Genomic DNA, 17,347 nt, shown 5'->3' with positions numbered 1-17,347 from the left:
CTCCGCCATTCGGATCGGCCCGGCAAAGTGTATTTCACCACGCCGTTCCGTATTGTCCGGCGGAAATCGCGGATCAAGGGTTTCCTTTGTTCGCCACCGGCTTGACAAGCGGGGGCATGGACCAGAATCGCCACATGGCGTCACTCAGTCCCTGCGCCCGCCGGTCGAATTCGACCGGATCGGCCAGCAGGAGAGCGGGCACAAGTTCAGTTTGCGCCGGGACGGTGTCGGGCGGCGGTGAAATCGGCCCAGCGGTAGGCGCGGGCCGGGATTCCCGGACCCCGCGCCGGTCGACCTCACCGAGCACCGTCTTCAACGCGGCGAGATCCCTGCCCACTTCGGTGAGCGTGGCCGCGGCCCGTGCCGCCGCCTCGGTCCGCTGGGCGATCAACCCTCGGATGAGCGCGGGATCCGCGGTGTCCCGCGCGGTCCGGGTCAACTGCTCCAGGACCGCCACGTAATCGTCCAGCGCCCGCGCGGCGCGGGCGTGCTCCTCCGCGACCATCCGGCACCGGGCGGCCAACTCGGTCCGACGGCCCGAATACGCGTCATGTCCAGGGCCGGACCAGCCATGAGGATCGATCTGGCGCACCTCGACGGCTTGGTCCTCCAGCGTCCGGGAAACCGCTCGCAAGCGTTCCGCCTCGCTTCGGAGCACGCTGACCGTCCCGGCCGTCCAGGGCGCGCTCGGCCCGTCCGGGTCTTCCGGCTTCATCGTCCGTCCTGTTCGCTCAGCCGAGAACGGCCCGGATGGTGCCGTCGTCCGAGTCGCCGGTCCGCCGGGCAAGGCTTTCGGCGGCACCGATCGCAGTGACCTTCTCGATCGCCGCTTCTTCGCCGTTCCGGTAGGCGCGCGCGGCCTCGCCCAGCCGGTCACCGAGGCGCCGCACATCCTCGGCGAGCACGGCGACGCTGTGCGCGGAAGCCTCCTGGAAGCTCTCCAGCGCCGCGACGAGCACGGGGTCCCCCGCTTCGCTCGCCGTGGCCTTGAACTTCAGCGCGGGTTGCCTGGTGATCATCTCGGTGATGTCGTGGAGCCGGTCGCCCGCCCGGCCAAGCTCGCCGGGAACGGCCTCGAAATCGAACATGTCCGGTGTCCTCGTCTCGGGTCAGCACTCACGGGCGAGCCGGTCGATCTCCGCCGGCGGGAGGGGGAGCGTGGCGTCGGCCCCCGCGCCCAGGACCGGACTCGGATCGATCAGGATCCCGGTCGGGAAGATGCGGCCTGCCGCCGTCCGCACGACGTCACGACCGGTCCACCGGCCGATCCGGGCCCAGCCCGCGCCGGTGGACTCGCGATAGGCGGCCAGCAGGCGCTCTCCGGTGAAGACGCACAGCCACTCGCCCCGGGTATCGAGCTTCGCCGCGAGCGGCACACCGTCGCGGTCCGCGGGGCCGTGGACAGGGCCGTCGAGGAACATCTTCAGCACCGGGTCCATGGGGGTCCGCAACCCTCGGATCGCGGCGGACAGTCCGTCGGCGACCGCGGCGGGTTCCGGGGGTCCGGGCCGGATGTTCGCGGCCAGCCAGCGCGAAGCCCGGCCGAGGTCCTCGTCGGTGATCGCACTCTGTTCCGCGCTCAAGCTCTTCACGACGGCAGGCAGGAAAGTGTCGTTGAACCGGCGGGTGCAGGTCCGGACGCTGTACCCGATGCCGTCCTGTTCGACCAGCTTTTCGAGCCGCCGGACGACGCCGCTCTCCTCGTCGGGCGAAGCGGCGCCGAGGTTGTACGCGGTCCAGACGATCAGATGCATTTCGGGTTTCGGGAACTGGTCCAGTACCCGGTTCAAGCGCAGGAGCACGATCTCCCGCACGCGGGACACACCGGCGTCTTCCGCGATCCCCCAGCGTTCGAGCAGCTCCGGGCCCATCACCCTGGCGAGCCCGTCCTGCCAGATGCCGTTGCGCTTGTGGATGCCGAGCACACTGTCCTCGGGTTTTTTTCTTTTCCTCGTCGAAGTCACTATTCCTCCCCTGCGCGACCTCAAGGACGAAGAGCCTAGGCGATCACGATATGCCGCACGAATCGCCCTCAACCGCCTGACAAAGCGCCTTTCACCTGTGTCTTTGCCATTTTTTGGACACCATCAGGGCCCGAACTCCCCTTTTGTTCGCCACCGAATTGACAACGAACGCCGGTGACCAATCCGTGGCATATGAAAACCGTACGTACGTCTCATGACCACTTACTGGCCAAGGCCCGGCAGAGGGTGCGCGAAGACGATCAATCCGCTTAGCGTCGGAGCGACAGCCGCTGATCGAGCGGCCAGGAATCAGGAGTACGGAATGGAACTCGTCGTGATCGTCGGGCTGGCGATGCTGCTCGGGGCCGCGGCCGGCTGGCTCGTTTCGGCACGGTGGCATCAGCGCCGCCGGGCGGAACTCGTTCAGTTCGCCCAGGCATGGGAATACGCGCGGTACGCCGGATACGTCTCGGCGCACCGGTACCCGCACGGGACCGGTGCGCCGTTCTTGAGGTGATTCAGGCGTGGACGACCCGCGCCAATTCCGCCGGCGTCGCCAGCAGACGGTGTTTCGGCAGCACGCGGACGGTGTAACCGATGGAGCCCGGATGCGGCAGTTTCAGCCGCGCCGCGAACGCGCCGATCCCGTCGCCCGACATCGGGACGGTGACGGGATCGCTCAGTTCGTCCCCGTCGCCCACCTTCCCGACGACGGCCTGAACGTCCACTTCGGACGGTTCGAGACCGGCGAGGTCGATCCGCGCCCGGATGGTCACCTCGGTCCCGGTGACCATCGGCGCGGAACCCTCGACGAGCAGTTCGGTGTCGAAGATCCGCACCCGCGGCCAGGCGACGTCCAATTTGGTCCGGTAGTCGGCCAGCGACAGCGCGCCGCGGTATCCGTCACCCGTGGCTTCGGCGACCATGCGCGAGGCGGGCAGATAACCCGATTCGACGTACTCCCGCACCATCCGCGCGGCCTGCACGCGCGGCCCGAGGGTCTCCAGCGTGTGCCACACCATCGACATCCAGCCGCCGGGCACACCGTCGGCGCCGCGGTCGTAGAACAGCGGCGCGATCTGGTGGCCAAGCAGGTCGTACAGGGCCGCGGCCTCCAGTTCGTCGCGGCGCAGCGGGTCGGTGACGCCGTCCGCGGTCGGGATCGCCCAGCCGTTGCTGCCGTCGTAGCACTCGTCCCACCAGCCGTCGCGGATGGACAGGTTGAGGCCGCCGTTGAGCGCGGACTTCATCCCCGAGGTGCCGCACGCCTCCAGCTGCCGCACCGGCGTGTTGAGCCAGACGTCGCAGCCGCGGTAGAGGTAGCGCGCCATGGACATGTCGTAGTCCGGCAGGAAGACGATCCGGCGCCGGACCTCGGGATCGTCGACGAAGCGGACGATCTGCTGGATCAGCTGCTTGCCGCCCTCGTCGGCCGGATGCGATTTGCCCGCGACGACGAGCTGGATCGGGCGCCGCTCGTCCAGCAGCAGCGCGCGCAGGCGTTCCGGGTCGCGCAGCATCAGCGTGAGCCGCTTGTAGGTCGGCACGCGGCGTGCGAAGCCGACGGTCAGCACGTCCGGGTCGAAGACCGTGTCGGTCCACCCGAGTTCGAGCGCGGACGCGCCGCGCTGCATCCACGCGGCTCGCACCCGGCGCCGCACCTCGGCGACCAGTTTCTCGCGCAGTTCCCGCCGTAGCGCCCACAACTGCTCGTCGCTGACGCCGTCCCGCAGCGGCTTGCCCTGTGCGCCGTCGAGACCCAGCTCCTCGTGATTGCGCCCGAGCAACGCGCTCAGCTCGCGCGCCACCCAGGTCGGCCCGTGGACGCCGTTGGTGACCGAGGAGACGGGCACCTCGTCGAAGTCGAATCCCGGCCACAGCCGCGAGAACATCCGCCGCGACACGCGGCCGTGCAGCGCGGAGACGCCGTTCGCGCGCTGGGCGAGCCGCAGTCCCATATGCGCCATGTTGAACAGGCCGGGGTTGTCCTCCGCGCCGAGCGCGAGCACGCGGCGCGGGTCGACGTCCGGGACCAGCCTGCCGTCGGTGAAGTACCGCTGGACCAGATCGACGGGGAACCGGTCGATCCCGGCGCTGACCGGGGTGTGCGTGGTGAACACGGTGCCGGCGCGGACGGCGGGCAGCGCCTCGTCGAACGCCAGCCCGTCGGCCTGGATGATCTCGCGGGCGCGTTCCAGCCCGAGGAATCCGGCGTGGCCTTCGTTGGTGTGGAACACCTTCGGCTGCGGATGCCCGGTCAGCTGGCAGTAGCGCCGCACCGCGCGGAAGCCGCCGATCCCGGCCAGGATCTCCTGCCGGATGCGATGGTCGGCGTCGCCGCCGTACAGCCGGTCGGTGACCGCGCGCAGGTCTTCGTCGTTGGCCTCGGTGTCGGTGTCCAGGAGCAGCAGCGGGATCCGGCCGACGCGGGCCTTCCAGATCTGGGCGTGCAGCGTGCGCCCGGCGGGCATCGCGACTTCGACCAGCACCGGCTTGCCGCCGTCGGCCACGAGTTCCAGCGGGAAGGCGTTCGGGTCGATCACCGGGTAGTGCTCGACCTGCCAGCCGTCGAGCGAGAGCGCCTGCCGGAAGTACCCGGCGCGGTACAGCAGCCCGACACCGACCATCGGCACGCCGAGGTCCGACGCCGCCTTGAGGTGATCCCCGGCGAGCACGCCGAGGCCGCCCGAGTAGTTCGGCAGCGCCTCGGTGACCCCGAACTCCATCGAGAAGTACGCCACGGCGGGCGGGAGGTCTGCGTCGTCCTGCTTCTGGTACCAGCGCGGCTCGGCGAGATAGCGCTCCAGATCGGCGACCGCCTCGCGCGCGTGGGCGAGGAAGGCGTCGTCGACGGCGAGTTCGTCGAGCCGGGCCGGGGGCAGGGCGGTGAGCATCCGCAGCGGGTCGCGGACGCGGTTGAACAGCTCCGCGTCCATCGACGCGAACAGGTCGCGCGTGGGCGGGTGCCAGGTCCAGCGCAGATTCGTGGCGAGGTCACCGAGGCCGGAGAGCGACTCCGGCAGGCTCGCGCGGACGGTGAACCGGCGGACTGCTCTCATGAAGAGCGACCATATCGGCACGGCCCCCGCCCCGCTCAAGACCCACTTCGGGGATTACCTGCACGCGGGCCATAAGCGCTGGGTAGGGTCCCTGCTTGCCGGAGTACGCGGCCCGGTCGGGGCCCTGACGACAAGCGAGTGAACATGATCCAAGGGGGAGCGCGGGGTTTCAAGCGCCCGGCTCTGATCGCGGTCGTGACGGTGCTGGCCCTCGGGCTGAGCGCTTGCAGCGACAAGGGAAGCTCGACCGGCCAGCAGGGCAGCCAGCCGGGCGCCGGTGACATCGCCGGGCTGCCGGTCACGCATTTCGAGAGCGGGCTGAAGCCGAACGCGCCCAAGCCGGATCTGCAGGTCCGCAACGAGGACGGCTCCGAAGACGACCAGCTCGCCATCGCCGCGATCGCCGACGCGCAGGCCTACTGGACCGAGGTCATGCCGCGTGATTTCGGCCAGCCGTACGAGCCGCTGAAGTCGCTGCTGTCCTACAGCGCGAAGACCGACGACGAAGAGACCGAATGCGGCAGCGTCAAGAAGCTCGTCAACGCGTTCTACTGCCCGCCGGGTGACCTGGTGGCGTGGGACCGCGGCGTGCTGCTGCCGATGCTGCGCGAACGGTTCGGGAAGATGGCGGGCGCCGTCGTCCTCGCCCACGAACTCGGGCACGCCGTGCAGTACCGGCTCGGCGAGAAGGCCAGCATCAAGAAGAACACCCCGTCGATCGTCAAGGAGCAGCAGGCCGACTGCTTCGCCGGCGGCTACTTCCGCTGGGTCGCCGAGGACAAGAGCAAGTTCTACCGCGTCTCCACGTCCGAGGGCCTCAACCAGGTCATGGCGTCGCTGTTCCTGATCCGCGACCAGGCGGGCACCAGCGCGACCAAACAGGGCGCGCACGGCACGGCGTTCGACCGCACGTACGCGTTCCAGGTCGGGTTCGAGAAGGGGCCGAAGGAATGCGCGGCGATGAACGAGGAGAACATCAAGGCGCGGATCACCGAGCGCCCGTTCGACAAGGGTGACAAGGGCAAGGGCGACGCGAAGCTCGACATGAAGATCATCGGGATCCTGAAGGAGAGCCTGGACAAGGCCTTCGTGGGCGCCGGCGTCCCCGGCCCGGAGATCACCGAGGACGGCAACGGCAGCTGCCCCGGCGGCCCGAGCACCCCGCCCGCGTCGTACTGCCCGTCGAACAACACCGTCAGCATCGACTTGGCCAAGCTGCGCGAGCTCGCCCAGCCGGTCGACCAGCAGGAGGAATGGGAAAGCGGGCACAGCGAGGGCAAGGGCGACTTCGCCGCGTTCTCGGAAATCGCGTCCCGGTACGCGATGGGCATCCAGAAGGGTGTCGGCGCGTCGATCGACAACGCGAACGCGGGTCTGCGCACCGCCTGCCTGGTCGGCGCCTGGGCGAAGGCCAGCACCGTGCCCGGCGCGACGTTGCGGCTCTCTTCCGGTGACCTCGACGAGGCTATCTCGGACCTGCTGAGCCCGGAGAGCCTCGTCTCGGCCGACGTCAACGGCAAGCGTGTGGACAACGGTTTCGAGCGGATCGAGGCGCTGCGGAAGGGCTACCTGGAGAGCTCGGCGGTCTGCTCGACCCAGTACGGCTGATCGGGCCCGCCCAAGTACATGAAGGCCCCCTTCCTTGCGCCTGGCGCAAGGAAGGGGGCCTTCATGTACCGCGGAGAAACCTCAGTACAGAGCGCTCGCCAGATCCCGCCGCGCCTTCATGACGCGCTCGTCCGCCGAGTCGAACAGGTCGAACAGCGCCACCAGGTGCTCCCGCACGCGGTTGCGCTCGTCGCCCGCGGTGCGCCGCACGACGGCGATCAGCCGCGCGAAGCCCGCCTCGGGCTGCTGCCCCGCGACTTCGAGGTCCGCGGCGGCGAGCTGGGCGTCGAGGTCGGCCGGGTTCGCGTCGGCCTTCGCGATCGCGTCCGGGCCCGCGGCCTCGGCGCGAGCGGTGAACTTGACCTGCGCGAGCGCGGTCTTGGCCTCCTCGTTCGCGGGCTCGACGTCGAGGATGCGCTCGTAGGCCGCCTGTGCCGCCGCGAAGTCACCGCGCTCGAAGGCCTCCTCGGCCTCGGTGAACCGCGGGTCCTCCGGCACCTCGACACCGCCGCTGTTCTGCTCGGCGGCCTTGATACCGGGCAGCCGGTCGCGCAGCGCGTCGAGCAGCGAACCGAGCCACTTGCGGATCTCGGGTTCGGGCAGCGCGCCGGAGAACGCGTCGACCGGCTGGCCGCCGCCGATGGCGATGACCGTCGGGATGGACTGCGCGCCGAACAGCTGCGCGATGCGCGGGTTGGCGTCGACGTCCACCTTCGCGAGCACCCAGGCACCGCCGGAGTCGGCGGCGAGGCGCTCCAGCACCGGGCTGAGCTGCTTGCACGGGCCGCACCATTCGGCCCACAGGTCGACGACCACCAGCTGCTGCAGGGAGCGCTCGACGACCTCGGCCTGGAACGTCGCCTCGGTGACGTCGATCACGGCACCCGCCGTGGCGGGGCCACTCGGCGCGGCGCCGTCGGCGGGCCGCGGCGGGGCAGGAGGCTGTTTCTGGGGCGCCTCGGCACGCGCCTTGAGCGCGGAAAGGTCGACCGCGCCGGAAAGCGCGGCGGAGAGGGCCGCCGTCTTCGATGCTGATCCGCGTGGGTGTGTCACGGTTCCATCCTGGCACGCATCCCCGAGCGTTTCACCGCATGCCCCCGGCTGCCCGCTTGGCAGGACGTCGGTGTTCCGGCAGGCTCGCCACGAGGGGGTGATCGACATTCCGACACGCAGGACGGCCACCGTGGCCGTCGCGATCGCCATCGCCGTCACGTGGGTGAGCGTCATCACGGTCCTGATCGCCCATCAACCCGATCCCGGTGTCGCCACTCCCGGGCAACTCCGGGAGGGCCTCACCGCCGCGCTCAACGAACACGACGTCGAGGCCCTCTCCGAACTCATCGACTACCCGCCCGCGTCGGCAGGCGACTTCGCGAAGTCCTATATCGACGCGCTGACCGAACGCGGCGCCCACGACGTCACGGTGAAGTTCGCCCCGGACGAGCTCGCGCCGACGTCGGCGACCGTCAGCGGGAAACTGGGCGACGGCAGTTCCTTCGGCTACCCGGTGGCCATCGCGGTCAAGGACAAGCTGTGGCTGGTCTCGTTCACCCCGCCGCTCCCCTGACTCATTCGCTCAGGTGCTTCTCGACGCGCTCCACCTTCGCGGTCAGCTGCCCCTCGTAACCCGGCCGGATGTCGGCCTTGAGCACCAGCCCGACCCGCGACGAGCCCTCGCCCGCGGCCTCGACGGCGCGCTTCACGACGTCCATCACCTCGTCCCACGAACCCTCGATGTTCGTGAACATGGCGTTGGTCGAGTTCGGCAGGCCCGAATCGCGGACCACTTTCACCGCGCGGGCGACCGCCTCGCTGACACCGCCGTCCTCCTCGGCCGCGGACGGGCTGACACTGAAGGCCACGATCATCTTCTGCTCCTCGTTCAGACACTTTTCCCACGCATAACACCCGGTGGTGCGGCATGGCACGGGTACCCGCTGGTAACTTCGAGCGCCATGAGCCGTCCGTTGCCGTTCGACCCGATCGCCCGCGCGGCGCAGCTGTGGGAGGCCCGTATCGGGCCGTCCGAGACCATGGCCGCGGTGACCGGGATCATGCGCGTGCAACAGATCATCCAGTCCGCGGTGGACGGTGCGCTCAAACCGCACGGGCTGACCTTCGCCCGGTACGAGGCGCTGGTGCTGCTGACCTTCGCCCGCGCGTCCCATCTGCCGATGCGCGTGATGGGTGAGCGGCTGCAACTGCACCCGACGAGCGTCACCAACATCGTCGACCGGCTGGAGAAGGACGGCCTGGTCAAACGCGTGCCGCATCCGACCGACCGCCGGACCACGCTGGTCGAGATCACCGACGAAGGCCGCGTACGCCGCGAAGAGGCCACGAAGGCGGTCACCGAGATCGACTTCGGGCTGACCGGGCTCACCGGCAAGCAGACCGAGCAGCTCACCGAGCTGCTCACCAAGGTCCGCAAGGCCACCGGCGACTTCACCGAATAGCGCGTGAAGGCCCCCTTCCCTCGGCTGAGCCGAGGGAAGGGGGCCTTCACGCGCTTAAAAGAAGATCAGGCGGCGGCGGTTTCCGGGGTCTTGGCGAACAGGCCGACCCCGCCGTGCGACAGCCGCTGCGGGCCGTCGAGCTTGCCGTTGCGCAGCGCCCAGGACTCGAACAGCCAGGTGAACAGCGGCGGGATGCTGGAGAGCAGCGCGAGGATCAGGGTCTTCGGGCGCCAGCCGAGCGGCTTCGCCACGGACAGGGAGACCAGCACGTAGAGGACGAACACGACGCCGTGCACCATGCCGAGGACGGGAACGCCGCCCTCGCCGAGCCCAACGACGCGCTTGAGGAACATCCCGACCAGCAGCCCGGCCCACGAGAGGGCTTCGGCTACCGCGGCCACGCGGAATACTAGAGCGGCCTTGCTGGACACTTTCTCCTCCTGTGGGGTCTCACCACTATGTGTGTGCACATGACTACGTCCGACGAGCACTGTCCAAGGCGGACTCGCCAAGAACGTCAACAGCGCTGTCGGACGTGGTAATACCAGTGTGAGGCGTGACGGCCCTCACCGGAACACCGGGGGCCGTGATGCTGCTCACGACCCCCGGTGCGAACCGGTCTAAACCACTCGGATCACCCGGCGCAGGGCGATTTCGGCGCCCCTTCGGGACCGGTCGCCCAGGTCGCCTTCGCCGCGTCGTCCGTGAGGCGGAAGTCCAAAGTGGTCCCCCGCGTCAGCTGTTCCAACCCGATGTATGCCCGCTGCGAACCGGTTCCCAATCCTTGGACGTACTGGAGCTTCGACCCGTCGGCGCCGTCGGCCTTGATCGTGATGTCGCGGCCGTTCTCCAGACGCACCACGGACTTCTCGAACCGCGGCGCGTTGAGCACGAACTGCCCGGTGCCCGGCACCGCCGGGTACAGGCCCAGCGCACTGAAGACGTACCACGCGGACATGGTCCCGAGGTCGTCGTTCCCGGTGACACCGTTCGGCGCGTTGGTGAACAACGTGTGCGCGGCGCGCACCACGGCCGAGGTCTTCCACGGCTGCCCGGTCAGCGTGTACATCCAGGGCGAGTGCAGATCCGGCTCGTTGTTCGGGTTGTAGCGGAACTGGTTGTAGTAGTTGTACGGGCCGACGACCCACTCCTCGCGCACGGTCTTCGCCGGATCCTTGACCAGATCCCCGTAGGCGAAGAAGTCGTCGAGCCGTTTGCCGACGTTCTCCTTGCCGCCCATCCGCTCGACGAGCCCGGGGACGTCCTGCTGGGTCAGCCACTGGTACTGCCACGACGTGCCCTCGTGGAACCCGTCCTGGCTCTGCGGGTCGAACGGCTTGCCCGCCGGGCTGAACCATTCGCCGCCTTCCAGCTTGGGACGGTAGAAGCCGGTGAAGCCGCGGTCGGTCACCGAGGAGTCCCACAGCGTGCGGTAGCTGCGTCCCTTCTCGGCCAAGGCTTTCGCGTCGTCCTTCTTGCCGAGCCCGGCGGCCATGATGGACAGCGAGCAGTCCCCGAGCGCGTATTCCAGCGTGGCCGAAGCACCGTGGTTCGGGTCGGTGTCCTGCCCCTTCTTCGGGAAGTCCTTGTCGTACTGGACGAACCCGTCCTTCTGGTAGCTCGCGTTCCCCGAGCGACCCTGGAACGGCGAGGACGCGGGCGGGATCTCGCGCGAGTTCTGCAGGAGTGCCTGGTACGCCTTGAACTCCTGGCCCGACAGCGCACCGAATCGCCACAGGTCGACCAGGAAGGGCGTGACCGGGTCGCCGGTCATCGTGTTCGTCTCCTGGTTCGCGTACGCCCAGCGCGGCAGCCAGCCACCCTGGTCGTGGATGGCGAGCACGGACTTCGCGACGTCCTTCGCGCGAGCCGGCCGCAAGAGCGCGAGCAGCTGGTTCTGCGTGCGATAGGTGTCCCACAACGAGAAGAACTCGTAGTAGGTCCAGCCCAGCGCGCGGTGGATCTTGTCGTCGAACCCGCGGTAGCGGCCGTCGGCGTCGTTGCCGGTCAGCGGCTGCAGCAGCGCGTGGTAGAGCGAGGTGTAGAAGACCGTGCGGTCGTCCTTCGTCCCGCCCTTGATGTCCACTGAGGACAGTTCCTTGCGCCAGGCGCGCTGGGCTCCTTCCCGGACCGAGTCGAACGAGCGCCCCTTCTCGGACGCCAGGTTCAGCCGGGCACCGAAAGCGTCCACATGGGAGATCGCGGTCGTCGCGGTGACCTGCCCGCCACCGAAGGTCAGCCAGGCTCCGCGCAGGCCTTCACCGCCCGCGGATTCCTTCGAGCCCGGCGTGCCGCCCGTGGGCGACCAGGTGCCGAAGGATTTGAACGGCTTGTCGAACGTCGTGGTGAACCAGGTCTTGTACGGCTTCCCACCGCAGAACGCCTGCGACTCCACCATTCCTTCGATCGTCCGGTCGCCGACGACGCGGATCTGGCTCGCCGTCACCGGCTCCTTGTCGTTGGCCTGCCCGACGTTGACGAAAACGTTTGCGTCGCCCGATTTCGCGAAGGTGTACCGCTCGACACCGGTCCGCGTGGTCGCGGTGGTCTCCGCGTCGACGCCGCCGTAGCCGGTGAGCCGCACCTTGTAGTAGCCGGGCTTGCCGACCTCGCCCTCGTGCGTGTACGGCGAGGCGTACTTCTTGTGGTCGAACGTCTCGGGTTTCGTGGTGTCGAACGCCGCGCCCGGCCCGACCGCGCCGGTGGTGGGCAGGGACGACACGAGGCCGCCTTGCTCCCAGCAGCCCGCGCCGGACAGGAAGAAATGCCCGAAGCCGCGGATCGCGGTGTCGTCGTAGCGATAACCGGCGTAATGCGAGGAAATCGGGCTGACCTGCGTCATCCCGAAAGGAGCCGAAGCGCCGGGGAAGGTGTTGCCGTCGTCCTTGGTGCCGATGAAGGTGTTGACCGCGTCCACGGGGTCGCCACCGGGCGCCGCCGCCGCGACGGGCGTGACCAGCCCGGCGGGGACGACGAGCGCGGTGAGCAACCCGGCGACGCGGGTCGAAGTACGTGCAGGCATGGGAAAGGCCGCCTCCTGACAACGTTGTCGCTGCCCGCTCACCTTCGACAAGAACGGACCACCTGGTCAAGAGGTCCGTCAAACCCTGTCCGATTCCGGACAGCGACCCGCGCGGGCCGTAACGGTTCGAACTCGGAAAACGGGCCGAGGACGAACCGGGCATTGACATCGTCGCGCCGCTGGCGTTCAATTCCCGCCACTATGACAACGTTGTCTTCCAGCGGACCGGACAACGGCCACCGCACCACCGGCCGACGGGCCACGATGAGTGACGTGGCCCGGCTCGCGGGCGTGAGCATCAAAACCGTCTCGCGAGTGGTGAACGACGAGCCCGCCGTCCATCCGGACACCGCGGAGCGCGTCATGGCGGCGATCGAGCAGCTCGGGTTCCGGCGCAACCTCGGCGCGCGGAACCTGCGGCGCGGCTCGACGACCGGGACGATCGGCCTGATCGTCGAGGACGTCGGAAACCCCTTCTACTCCGAGCTCAACCGGGCCGTCGAACGGATCGCGACCTCGTTCGGCCGCCAGGTGCTGACCGGTTCGTCGGAGGAGAACTCCGACCGCGAACGCGAACTGGTCCTGGAGTTCTGCTCCCGCCGCGTCGACGGCATCCTCGTCGTCCCGGCCGGGATGCAGCACGGCTACCTGGTCCCCGAGATGCGCGCGGGCACGCCCGTGGTGTTCCTCGACCGGCCCGCCGGCGACATCGTGGCCGACACGGTGCTGGTCGACAACATCGGCGGCACCGTCGAAGCGGTCGCCCAGCTGGCTAAACACGGCCACCGCCGGATCGCGTTCCTCGCCGACAGCCCGGACATCTTCACCGCGGGCGAACGGCTGCGCGGCTTCCGCGAAGGCTGTGTCCGCAACGGGATCCCCTACGACGAGCACCTCGTCGTGATGCGGACGCCGACCGCCGAGAGCGTCGGCGACGCGGTGAAGCGGCTGCTCACCGGGCCGAATCCGGCCACCGCCGTGATCGCGGGCAACAACCGGGTCGCCGTCCACCTGCTGCGCGCGCTGGCGCACGCGGAGCGGCGTCCCGCGATGATCAGCTTCGACGATTTCGAGCTGGCGGATCTGCTGGATCCGCCGGTCTCCGTGATCGCGCACGACGTGAGCGCACTGGGCCGGGCGGCCGCGGAACTGCTGTTCGCCCGGGTCCAGGGAGATCAATCCGCACCGAGAAAGGTAGTTCTGCCCGTGCATCTCGTAGCCCGCGGTTCCGGGGAGGTCGCCCCTTCATGAGCGGCCACCTCGAACCGATCCGCCTGCCGGCGAACCAGCCGCCGCAGTTCTACCGCGGCGGCGACGCCATCGCCGCCTTGCGGGGCGCTTCCTCCGAGTCCAAGTACGGCCCGGAGGACTGGGTCGGCTCGGCCACCACGATGTTCGGCCAGGAGACCAACGGCCTGACCAAGCTGCCCAGCGGGGTCTGGCTGCGCGACGCCGTCCGCGAGAACCCGTCCGCCTGGCTCGGCGCCAAGCACGTCGAGGCCCTCGGTGATTCGACCGGCCTGCTGGTGAAGCTGCTCGACGCGGGCCAGCGCCTGCCGGTGCACTTCCACCCGTCGGACTCGTTCGCGAAGCGGCACTTCGACTCGCACTTCGGCAAGACCGAGGCGTGGATCGTGGTCGGCACGTACGGTGACGACCCGCGCGTCTACCCGGGATTCAAGGAGACCGTCGACAAAGCGACGGTCAACGAATGGGCCCGCACGCAGGACGCGCCCGCGATGCTCGGGGCGCTGAACAGCGTCGCGGTCACCCCCGGCGACACGGTCTACATCCCGGCGGGCCTGCCGCACGCGATCGGCGAAGGCGTCTTCGTCGTCGAGCTCCAGCAGCCGACGGACTTCTCGCTGACCCTGGAATGGCGGGACTTCCTGGCGAACCCGGAGAAGGCGCACCTCGGCATCGGCTTCGAGACGGCCATCGAAACCCTGGACACCACCGGCTGGGACGAAGAACGGCTCGGCTCGATCGTCAAGCGCACCGCGGGCGACGAAGCGTCCACTGTGGACCTTATCGCCGACGGCAGCGACGCGTTCTTCCGTGCCGACCAGCTGCGCCCCGGCCTTTCCGGTAGGTCGACAACGTTGTCACTCGATCCGTCGTTCGCGGTGCTGGTCGTCATGGACGGTTCGGGGACACTCCGCACCGAACACGGCGGCGAGTACGCGCTGCGCAAGGGCGAGACGTACGTGGTCCCGCACGACGCCGGTCAGTCCACTTTGGATGGCGACGTCACCGTCATCCGCTGCCGGCCGCCCGCACCCGAGAAGAGGGAGCGATCGTGAGCGAACTCCTGCTCGACGCACGGAACCTGGTCAAGCGCTACGGCTCGGTGGAGGCGCTGCGAGGCGCGTCCTTCCAGGCGCGGGCCGGTGAGGTCACCGCGCTGATCGGTGACAACGGCGCCGGGAAGTCCACTTTGGTCAAATGCCTCTCCGGCGCGGAGCAGCCGACGTCGGGGAAGATCCTGCTCGACGGTTCCGAGGTGGTGCTGGATTCCCCCACCACGGCACGACGGATGGGGATCGAGACGGTGTACCAGGACCTCGCGGTCGCGCCGGAACTCGACCCGGCCGCGAACCTGTTCCTCGGCAGGGAGATCCACCGCAAGGGGATCCTCGGCAAGCTCGGGATGCTGGACAAGAAGGAGATGAAACGCCAGGCCGTGGAGGAGTTCCAGCGGCTCGGCGTGACCCTGCAGAGCACCGACGTCCCGATCGGCTCGCTTTCGGGCGGGCAGCGGCAGAGCGTCGCCGTCGCGCGGTCGGTCGTCTGGGCGTCGAAGGTCGTGTTCATGGACGAGCCGACGGCCGCGCTCGGCGTCGTGCAGCGCGAACGGGTGCTCGACGTGATCAAGAAGGTGCGGGACAAGGGCATCGCCGTCGTGCTGATCAGCCACAACATGCCCGAGGTGCTGTCGGTGGCCGACCGCGTCGAGGTGCTGCGGCTCGGCAAACGCGTCGCCCGGTTCACCGGCGCGGACACGAAACTGGAAGACCTGGTCGCCGCGATGACGGGCGCCCTCGTACAAGAGGAGGCGGCGTGACCGTGTCCACCCCGACGAAGAACGGCCCCGAGATCCAGACCACAGTGGACGGTGGCTTCGGCAAGCGGTCGATCGGGCAGCGGATGATCGGGGCGAACACGTTCTGGATCGCGCTGGTGCTGCTGGCGCTGATCATCGTGTTCACCGCGATCGCGCCCGCCGAGTTCGCGACGCTGTTCACCTTCCAGACCCTGCTCATCGAGACGTCGGTGCTGCTGGTGCTCTCGGTCGGCATGACGTTCGTCATCATCACCTCCGGGATCGACCTTTCGGTCGGTTCCGTGCTGATCTTCGCGGGCATGGTGGCCGGCAAGACGATGGAGGCGCTGAGCCCGGATGGCGACGCCACCAAGGCGGGTTGGGGCGTCATCACCGCCGGGCTCGTCGCGGCGGTCGTCGCGGGCACGATCTGGGGGCTGATCAACGGTTTCCTGATCGCGGTGGCGAACATCCCGCCGCTGATCGTCACGCTCGGCACGATGGGTGCCGCGCTCGGCGCCGCGTACCTGCTGAACAACGGGTCCGACGTGCGCAGCGTGCCGACCGAGCTGAACAAGACTCTCGGCTACGGGACGTCGTTCGGCGGCGTGCCGAACCTGGTGCTGGTGGCCGTGGTGATCACGCTGATCGGCGCGTGGCTGTTGCACACCACCAAATTCGGCCGCTACACCTACGCCGTCGGCTCCAACGCCGAGGGCGCGCGCCGGGCGGGCATCGGGGTGACCGCGCATCTGCTGAAGGTGTACACGCTCACCGGTTTCCTCGCCGGTGTCGCCGGTTTCCTCTCGCTGGCGTACTACGCGTCGACGACCATTTCGGCGCACACCACCGACAATCTCAACGCCATCGCCGCCACGGTGATGGGCGGCACGAGTCTCTTCGGCGGGGTCGGTTCGGTGCTGGGCACGGTGATCGGCGTGTTCATCCCGGCCGTGCTGAAGAAGGGCTTCAACATCACGCAGGTCCAGGACTTCTGGCAGATGATCGCGGTCGGCGCGGTGCTGATCGCCGCGGTCTGGTTCGACCAGCGGCGCCGTCGTCGCCGCAACTCTCGCTGATCCCTACGCACAAAGAGGTGCTATCCCCATGAAGAAGACCCTGCTCGCCGCCGGTGCCGCCGTGTCCGCGGCCCTCCTGCTCACCGCGTGCGGCGGTGGCACCGTCGGCGAGGCGCCGTCGGGCGACTCCGGCGCCAAGACCAACAACAAGAAGCTGTCGCTCATCCCGGGCGTGCAGGCCGAGCCGTTCTACATCTCGATGCAGTGCGGTGCCGAGGCCGAGGCCAAGAAGGCGGGCTACGAGCTCACCACGCAGGCGCCGCAGAAGTTCGACGCGGCCATGCAGACCCAGCTCGTCAACGCGCTGGGCTCCAACCCGCCCGCCGCGCTGCTCATCGCGCCGACCGACGCGCAGGCGATGCTCGCGCCGATCCAGCAGGTCAAGAACCGCGGCTCGAAGATCATCGAGGTCGACACGGCGCTGAAGGACACCAGTGTCGCGGAGTCGTCCATTTCGTCGGACAACGCCGAGGGCGGCAAGCTCGCCGCGAAGACCATGTCGGAGCTGGCCGCGGGCAAGACCGGCTCGGTGCTGGTGCTCGACACCATCGCGGGCACCTCGACCACGAACACCCGCGCGAAGGGCTTCGAGGACGAGCTGAAGAACCACCCGAACCTGAAGTCGGCGGGCGTGCAGTTCACCCAGAACGAGCCCGACCAGGCCGCGTCCAAGGTGACCGCCGCGCTGGCGTCGACCCCGGACCTGATCGGCATCTTCGCGACCAACCTCAACACCGGTGAGGGCGCCGCGACCGGCCTGCGGAACGCGGGCAAGATCGGCGCGGTCAACCTGATCGGTTTCGACGCTTCGCCCTCGGAGATCGAGGGGCTGAAGAAGGGCGAGTACCAGGGCCTCATCGCGCAGGACCCGGCCGCCATCGGGCAGCAGGGCGTCCAGCAGGCCATCGCGGCCCTGGAGGGCAAGCCGGTGACCCGGAACCTGACCGCTTCGCTGCACTCCATCACCAAGGCGAACATGGACGCGAACGCGCAGTACTTCTACAAGCAGAGCTGCTGACGCCCTCGTGAGTGGTAAGGACGGGTTAGAGCCAAGGGTGTCTCAGGTACCTACTGGCTTCCGGCCGCAGTTTGATCCGGGGCCTTCACGGACAGCGC

General features: G+C 68.8%; 17 protein-coding genes. 9 read left to right on the top strand and 8 right to left on the bottom strand.

The features are described from left to right. Nucleotides 1-73: 73 nt before the first annotated feature. Genes ACXIZN_RS00085 through ACXIZN_RS00075 form a run of 3 tightly spaced genes read right to left on the bottom strand, consistent with a single transcriptional unit; the run spans nucleotide 74 to nucleotide 1,964 of the window. Complete coding sequence (locus ACXIZN_RS00085; protein ID WP_457951712.1) at nucleotides 74-715, bottom strand: putative T7SS-secreted protein; 642 nt, start codon at nucleotides 713-715, stop codon at nucleotides 74-76. A gap of 16 nt (nucleotides 716-731) precedes the next feature. Then, nucleotides 732-1,088: a hypothetical protein gene (locus ACXIZN_RS00080; protein WP_257484738.1), complete on the bottom strand. Its 357-nt coding sequence runs from the start codon at nucleotides 1,086-1,088 to the stop codon at nucleotides 732-734. A gap of 21 nt (nucleotides 1,089-1,109) precedes the next feature. Then, nucleotides 1,110-1,964, bottom strand: coding sequence for a hypothetical protein (locus tag ACXIZN_RS00075; RefSeq protein WP_457951710.1), 855 nt, complete (start codon nucleotides 1,962-1,964; stop codon nucleotides 1,110-1,112). 322 nt (nucleotides 1,965-2,286) lie between these two features. On the opposite strand from ACXIZN_RS00075, the gene ACXIZN_RS00070 reads away from it, so the two are divergent. After that, the gene (locus ACXIZN_RS00070; RefSeq protein WP_192743073.1) at nucleotides 2,287-2,481 is read left to right on the top strand and encodes a LapA family protein; all 195 of its coding nucleotides are present in this window, start codon (nucleotides 2,287-2,289) and stop codon (nucleotides 2,479-2,481) included. Between the two features lies 1 nt (nucleotide 2,482). Here ACXIZN_RS00070 and glgP read toward each other — a convergent pair whose 3' ends face one another. Further along, nucleotides 2,483-5,023 carry an alpha-glucan family phosphorylase gene (glgP, locus tag ACXIZN_RS00065; protein WP_457951709.1) on the bottom strand — a complete coding sequence of 847 codons (2,541 nt, stop codon included), beginning with the start codon at nucleotides 5,021-5,023 and terminating at the stop codon, nucleotides 2,483-2,485. Nucleotides 5,024-5,167: 144 nt separating this feature from the next. Here glgP and ACXIZN_RS00060 point away from each other — a divergent pair, with 144 nt between their 5' ends. Continuing rightward, complete coding sequence (locus ACXIZN_RS00060) at nucleotides 5,168-6,631, top strand: neutral zinc metallopeptidase (protein WP_457951707.1); 1,464 nt, start codon at nucleotides 5,168-5,170, stop codon at nucleotides 6,629-6,631. Nucleotides 6,632-6,712: 81 nt separating this feature from the next. On the opposite strand, the gene ACXIZN_RS00055 is transcribed toward ACXIZN_RS00060, so the two are convergent. After that, the gene (locus ACXIZN_RS00055; protein ID WP_457951706.1) at nucleotides 6,713-7,684 is read right to left on the bottom strand and encodes a tetratricopeptide repeat protein; all 972 of its coding nucleotides are present in this window, start codon (nucleotides 7,682-7,684) and stop codon (nucleotides 6,713-6,715) included. A gap of 130 nt (nucleotides 7,685-7,814) precedes the next feature. Between ACXIZN_RS00055 and ACXIZN_RS00050 the strand changes: the two genes are divergently transcribed. Continuing rightward, nucleotides 7,815-8,198 carry a hypothetical protein gene (locus ACXIZN_RS00050; protein ID WP_457951705.1) on the top strand — a complete coding sequence of 128 codons (384 nt, stop codon included), beginning with the start codon at nucleotides 7,815-7,817 and terminating at the stop codon, nucleotides 8,196-8,198. A 1-nt stretch (nucleotide 8,199) separates the two neighbouring features. Here the strand turns inward: ACXIZN_RS00050 and ACXIZN_RS00045 are convergent, their stop codons facing one another. After that, nucleotides 8,200-8,499: a thiamine-binding protein gene (locus ACXIZN_RS00045; RefSeq protein ID WP_457951704.1), complete on the bottom strand. Its 300-nt coding sequence runs from the start codon at nucleotides 8,497-8,499 to the stop codon at nucleotides 8,200-8,202. 87 nt (nucleotides 8,500-8,586) lie between these two features. On the opposite strand from ACXIZN_RS00045, the gene ACXIZN_RS00040 reads away from it, so the two are divergent. Beyond that, nucleotides 8,587-9,087 carry a MarR family winged helix-turn-helix transcriptional regulator gene (locus ACXIZN_RS00040; RefSeq protein WP_126732839.1) on the top strand — a complete coding sequence of 167 codons (501 nt, stop codon included), beginning with the start codon at nucleotides 8,587-8,589 and terminating at the stop codon, nucleotides 9,085-9,087. A gap of 65 nt (nucleotides 9,088-9,152) precedes the next feature. Here the strand turns inward: ACXIZN_RS00040 and ACXIZN_RS00035 are convergent, their stop codons facing one another. Next, nucleotides 9,153-9,518, bottom strand: a complete 366-nt coding sequence (locus ACXIZN_RS00035; RefSeq protein WP_378343086.1) for a DUF3817 domain-containing protein — start codon at nucleotides 9,516-9,518, stop codon at nucleotides 9,153-9,155. A gap of 203 nt (nucleotides 9,519-9,721) precedes the next feature. Then, entirely contained in the window at nucleotides 9,722-12,109 is a 2,388-nt protein-coding gene (locus ACXIZN_RS00030) for a GH92 family glycosyl hydrolase (RefSeq protein ID WP_457951702.1), read from the bottom strand. A gap of 264 nt (nucleotides 12,110-12,373) precedes the next feature. Between ACXIZN_RS00030 and ACXIZN_RS00025 the strand changes: the two genes are divergently transcribed. Genes ACXIZN_RS00025 through ACXIZN_RS00005 form a run of 5 tightly spaced genes read left to right on the top strand, consistent with a single transcriptional unit; the run spans nucleotide 12,374 to nucleotide 17,249 of the window. Beyond that, a complete protein-coding gene (locus ACXIZN_RS00025; protein ID WP_034315485.1) occupies nucleotides 12,374-13,360 on the top strand; it encodes a LacI family DNA-binding transcriptional regulator in 987 nt (328 codons plus the stop codon). Then, nucleotides 13,357-14,412: a class I mannose-6-phosphate isomerase gene (locus ACXIZN_RS00020; protein WP_457951700.1), complete on the top strand. Its 1,056-nt coding sequence runs from the start codon at nucleotides 13,357-13,359 to the stop codon at nucleotides 14,410-14,412. Before ACXIZN_RS00025 ends, ACXIZN_RS00020 begins: the two co-directional genes overlap by 4 nt. Next, on the top strand, nucleotides 14,409-15,173 hold the full coding sequence (locus ACXIZN_RS00015) for an ATP-binding cassette domain-containing protein (RefSeq protein ID WP_457951699.1): 765 nt from the start codon (nucleotides 14,409-14,411) through the stop codon (nucleotides 15,171-15,173). Before ACXIZN_RS00020 ends, ACXIZN_RS00015 begins: the two co-directional genes overlap by 4 nt. Continuing rightward, nucleotides 15,170-16,231, top strand: a complete 1,062-nt coding sequence (locus tag ACXIZN_RS00010; RefSeq protein WP_240600417.1) for an ABC transporter permease — start codon at nucleotides 15,170-15,172, stop codon at nucleotides 16,229-16,231. Before ACXIZN_RS00015 ends, ACXIZN_RS00010 begins: the two co-directional genes overlap by 4 nt. A 28-nt stretch (nucleotides 16,232-16,259) precedes the next feature. Continuing rightward, nucleotides 16,260-17,249, top strand: a complete 990-nt coding sequence (locus ACXIZN_RS00005; RefSeq protein ID WP_457951697.1) for an ABC transporter substrate-binding protein — start codon at nucleotides 16,260-16,262, stop codon at nucleotides 17,247-17,249. Nucleotides 17,250-17,347 lie beyond the last annotated feature (98 nt).

Source organism: Amycolatopsis sp. TRM77291 (assembly GCF_054166285.1).
This window is presented reverse-complemented; position numbering and strand designations above follow the sequence as displayed.

Coding starts and splice junctions, on each gene's coding strand:
- ACXIZN_RS00085 (WP_457951712.1), bottom strand. CDS start 715: ATGAAGCCGGAAGACCCGGACGGGCCGAGCGCGCCCTGGACGGCCGGG.
- ACXIZN_RS00080 (WP_257484738.1), bottom strand. CDS start 1,088: ATGTTCGATTTCGAGGCCGTTCCCGGCGAGCTTGGCCGGGCGGGCGAC.
- ACXIZN_RS00070 (WP_192743073.1), top strand. CDS start 2,287: ATGGAACTCGTCGTGATCGTCGGGCTGGCGATGCTGCTCGGGGCCGCG.
- glgP (WP_457951709.1), bottom strand. CDS start 5,023: ATGAGAGCAGTCCGCCGGTTCACCGTCCGCGCGAGCCTGCCGGAGTCG.
- ACXIZN_RS00060 (WP_457951707.1), top strand. CDS start 5,168: ATGATCCAAGGGGGAGCGCGGGGTTTCAAGCGCCCGGCTCTGATCGCG.
- ACXIZN_RS00045 (WP_457951704.1), bottom strand. CDS start 8,499: ATGATCGTGGCCTTCAGTGTCAGCCCGTCCGCGGCCGAGGAGGACGGC.
- ACXIZN_RS00040 (WP_126732839.1), top strand. CDS start 8,587: ATGAGCCGTCCGTTGCCGTTCGACCCGATCGCCCGCGCGGCGCAGCTG.
- ACXIZN_RS00030 (WP_457951702.1), bottom strand. CDS start 12,109: ATGCCTGCACGTACTTCGACCCGCGTCGCCGGGTTGCTCACCGCGCTC.
- ACXIZN_RS00025 (WP_034315485.1), top strand. CDS start 12,374: ATGAGTGACGTGGCCCGGCTCGCGGGCGTGAGCATCAAAACCGTCTCG.
- ACXIZN_RS00020 (WP_457951700.1), top strand. CDS start 13,357: ATGAGCGGCCACCTCGAACCGATCCGCCTGCCGGCGAACCAGCCGCCG.
- ACXIZN_RS00005 (WP_457951697.1), top strand. CDS start 16,260: ATGAAGAAGACCCTGCTCGCCGCCGGTGCCGCCGTGTCCGCGGCCCTC.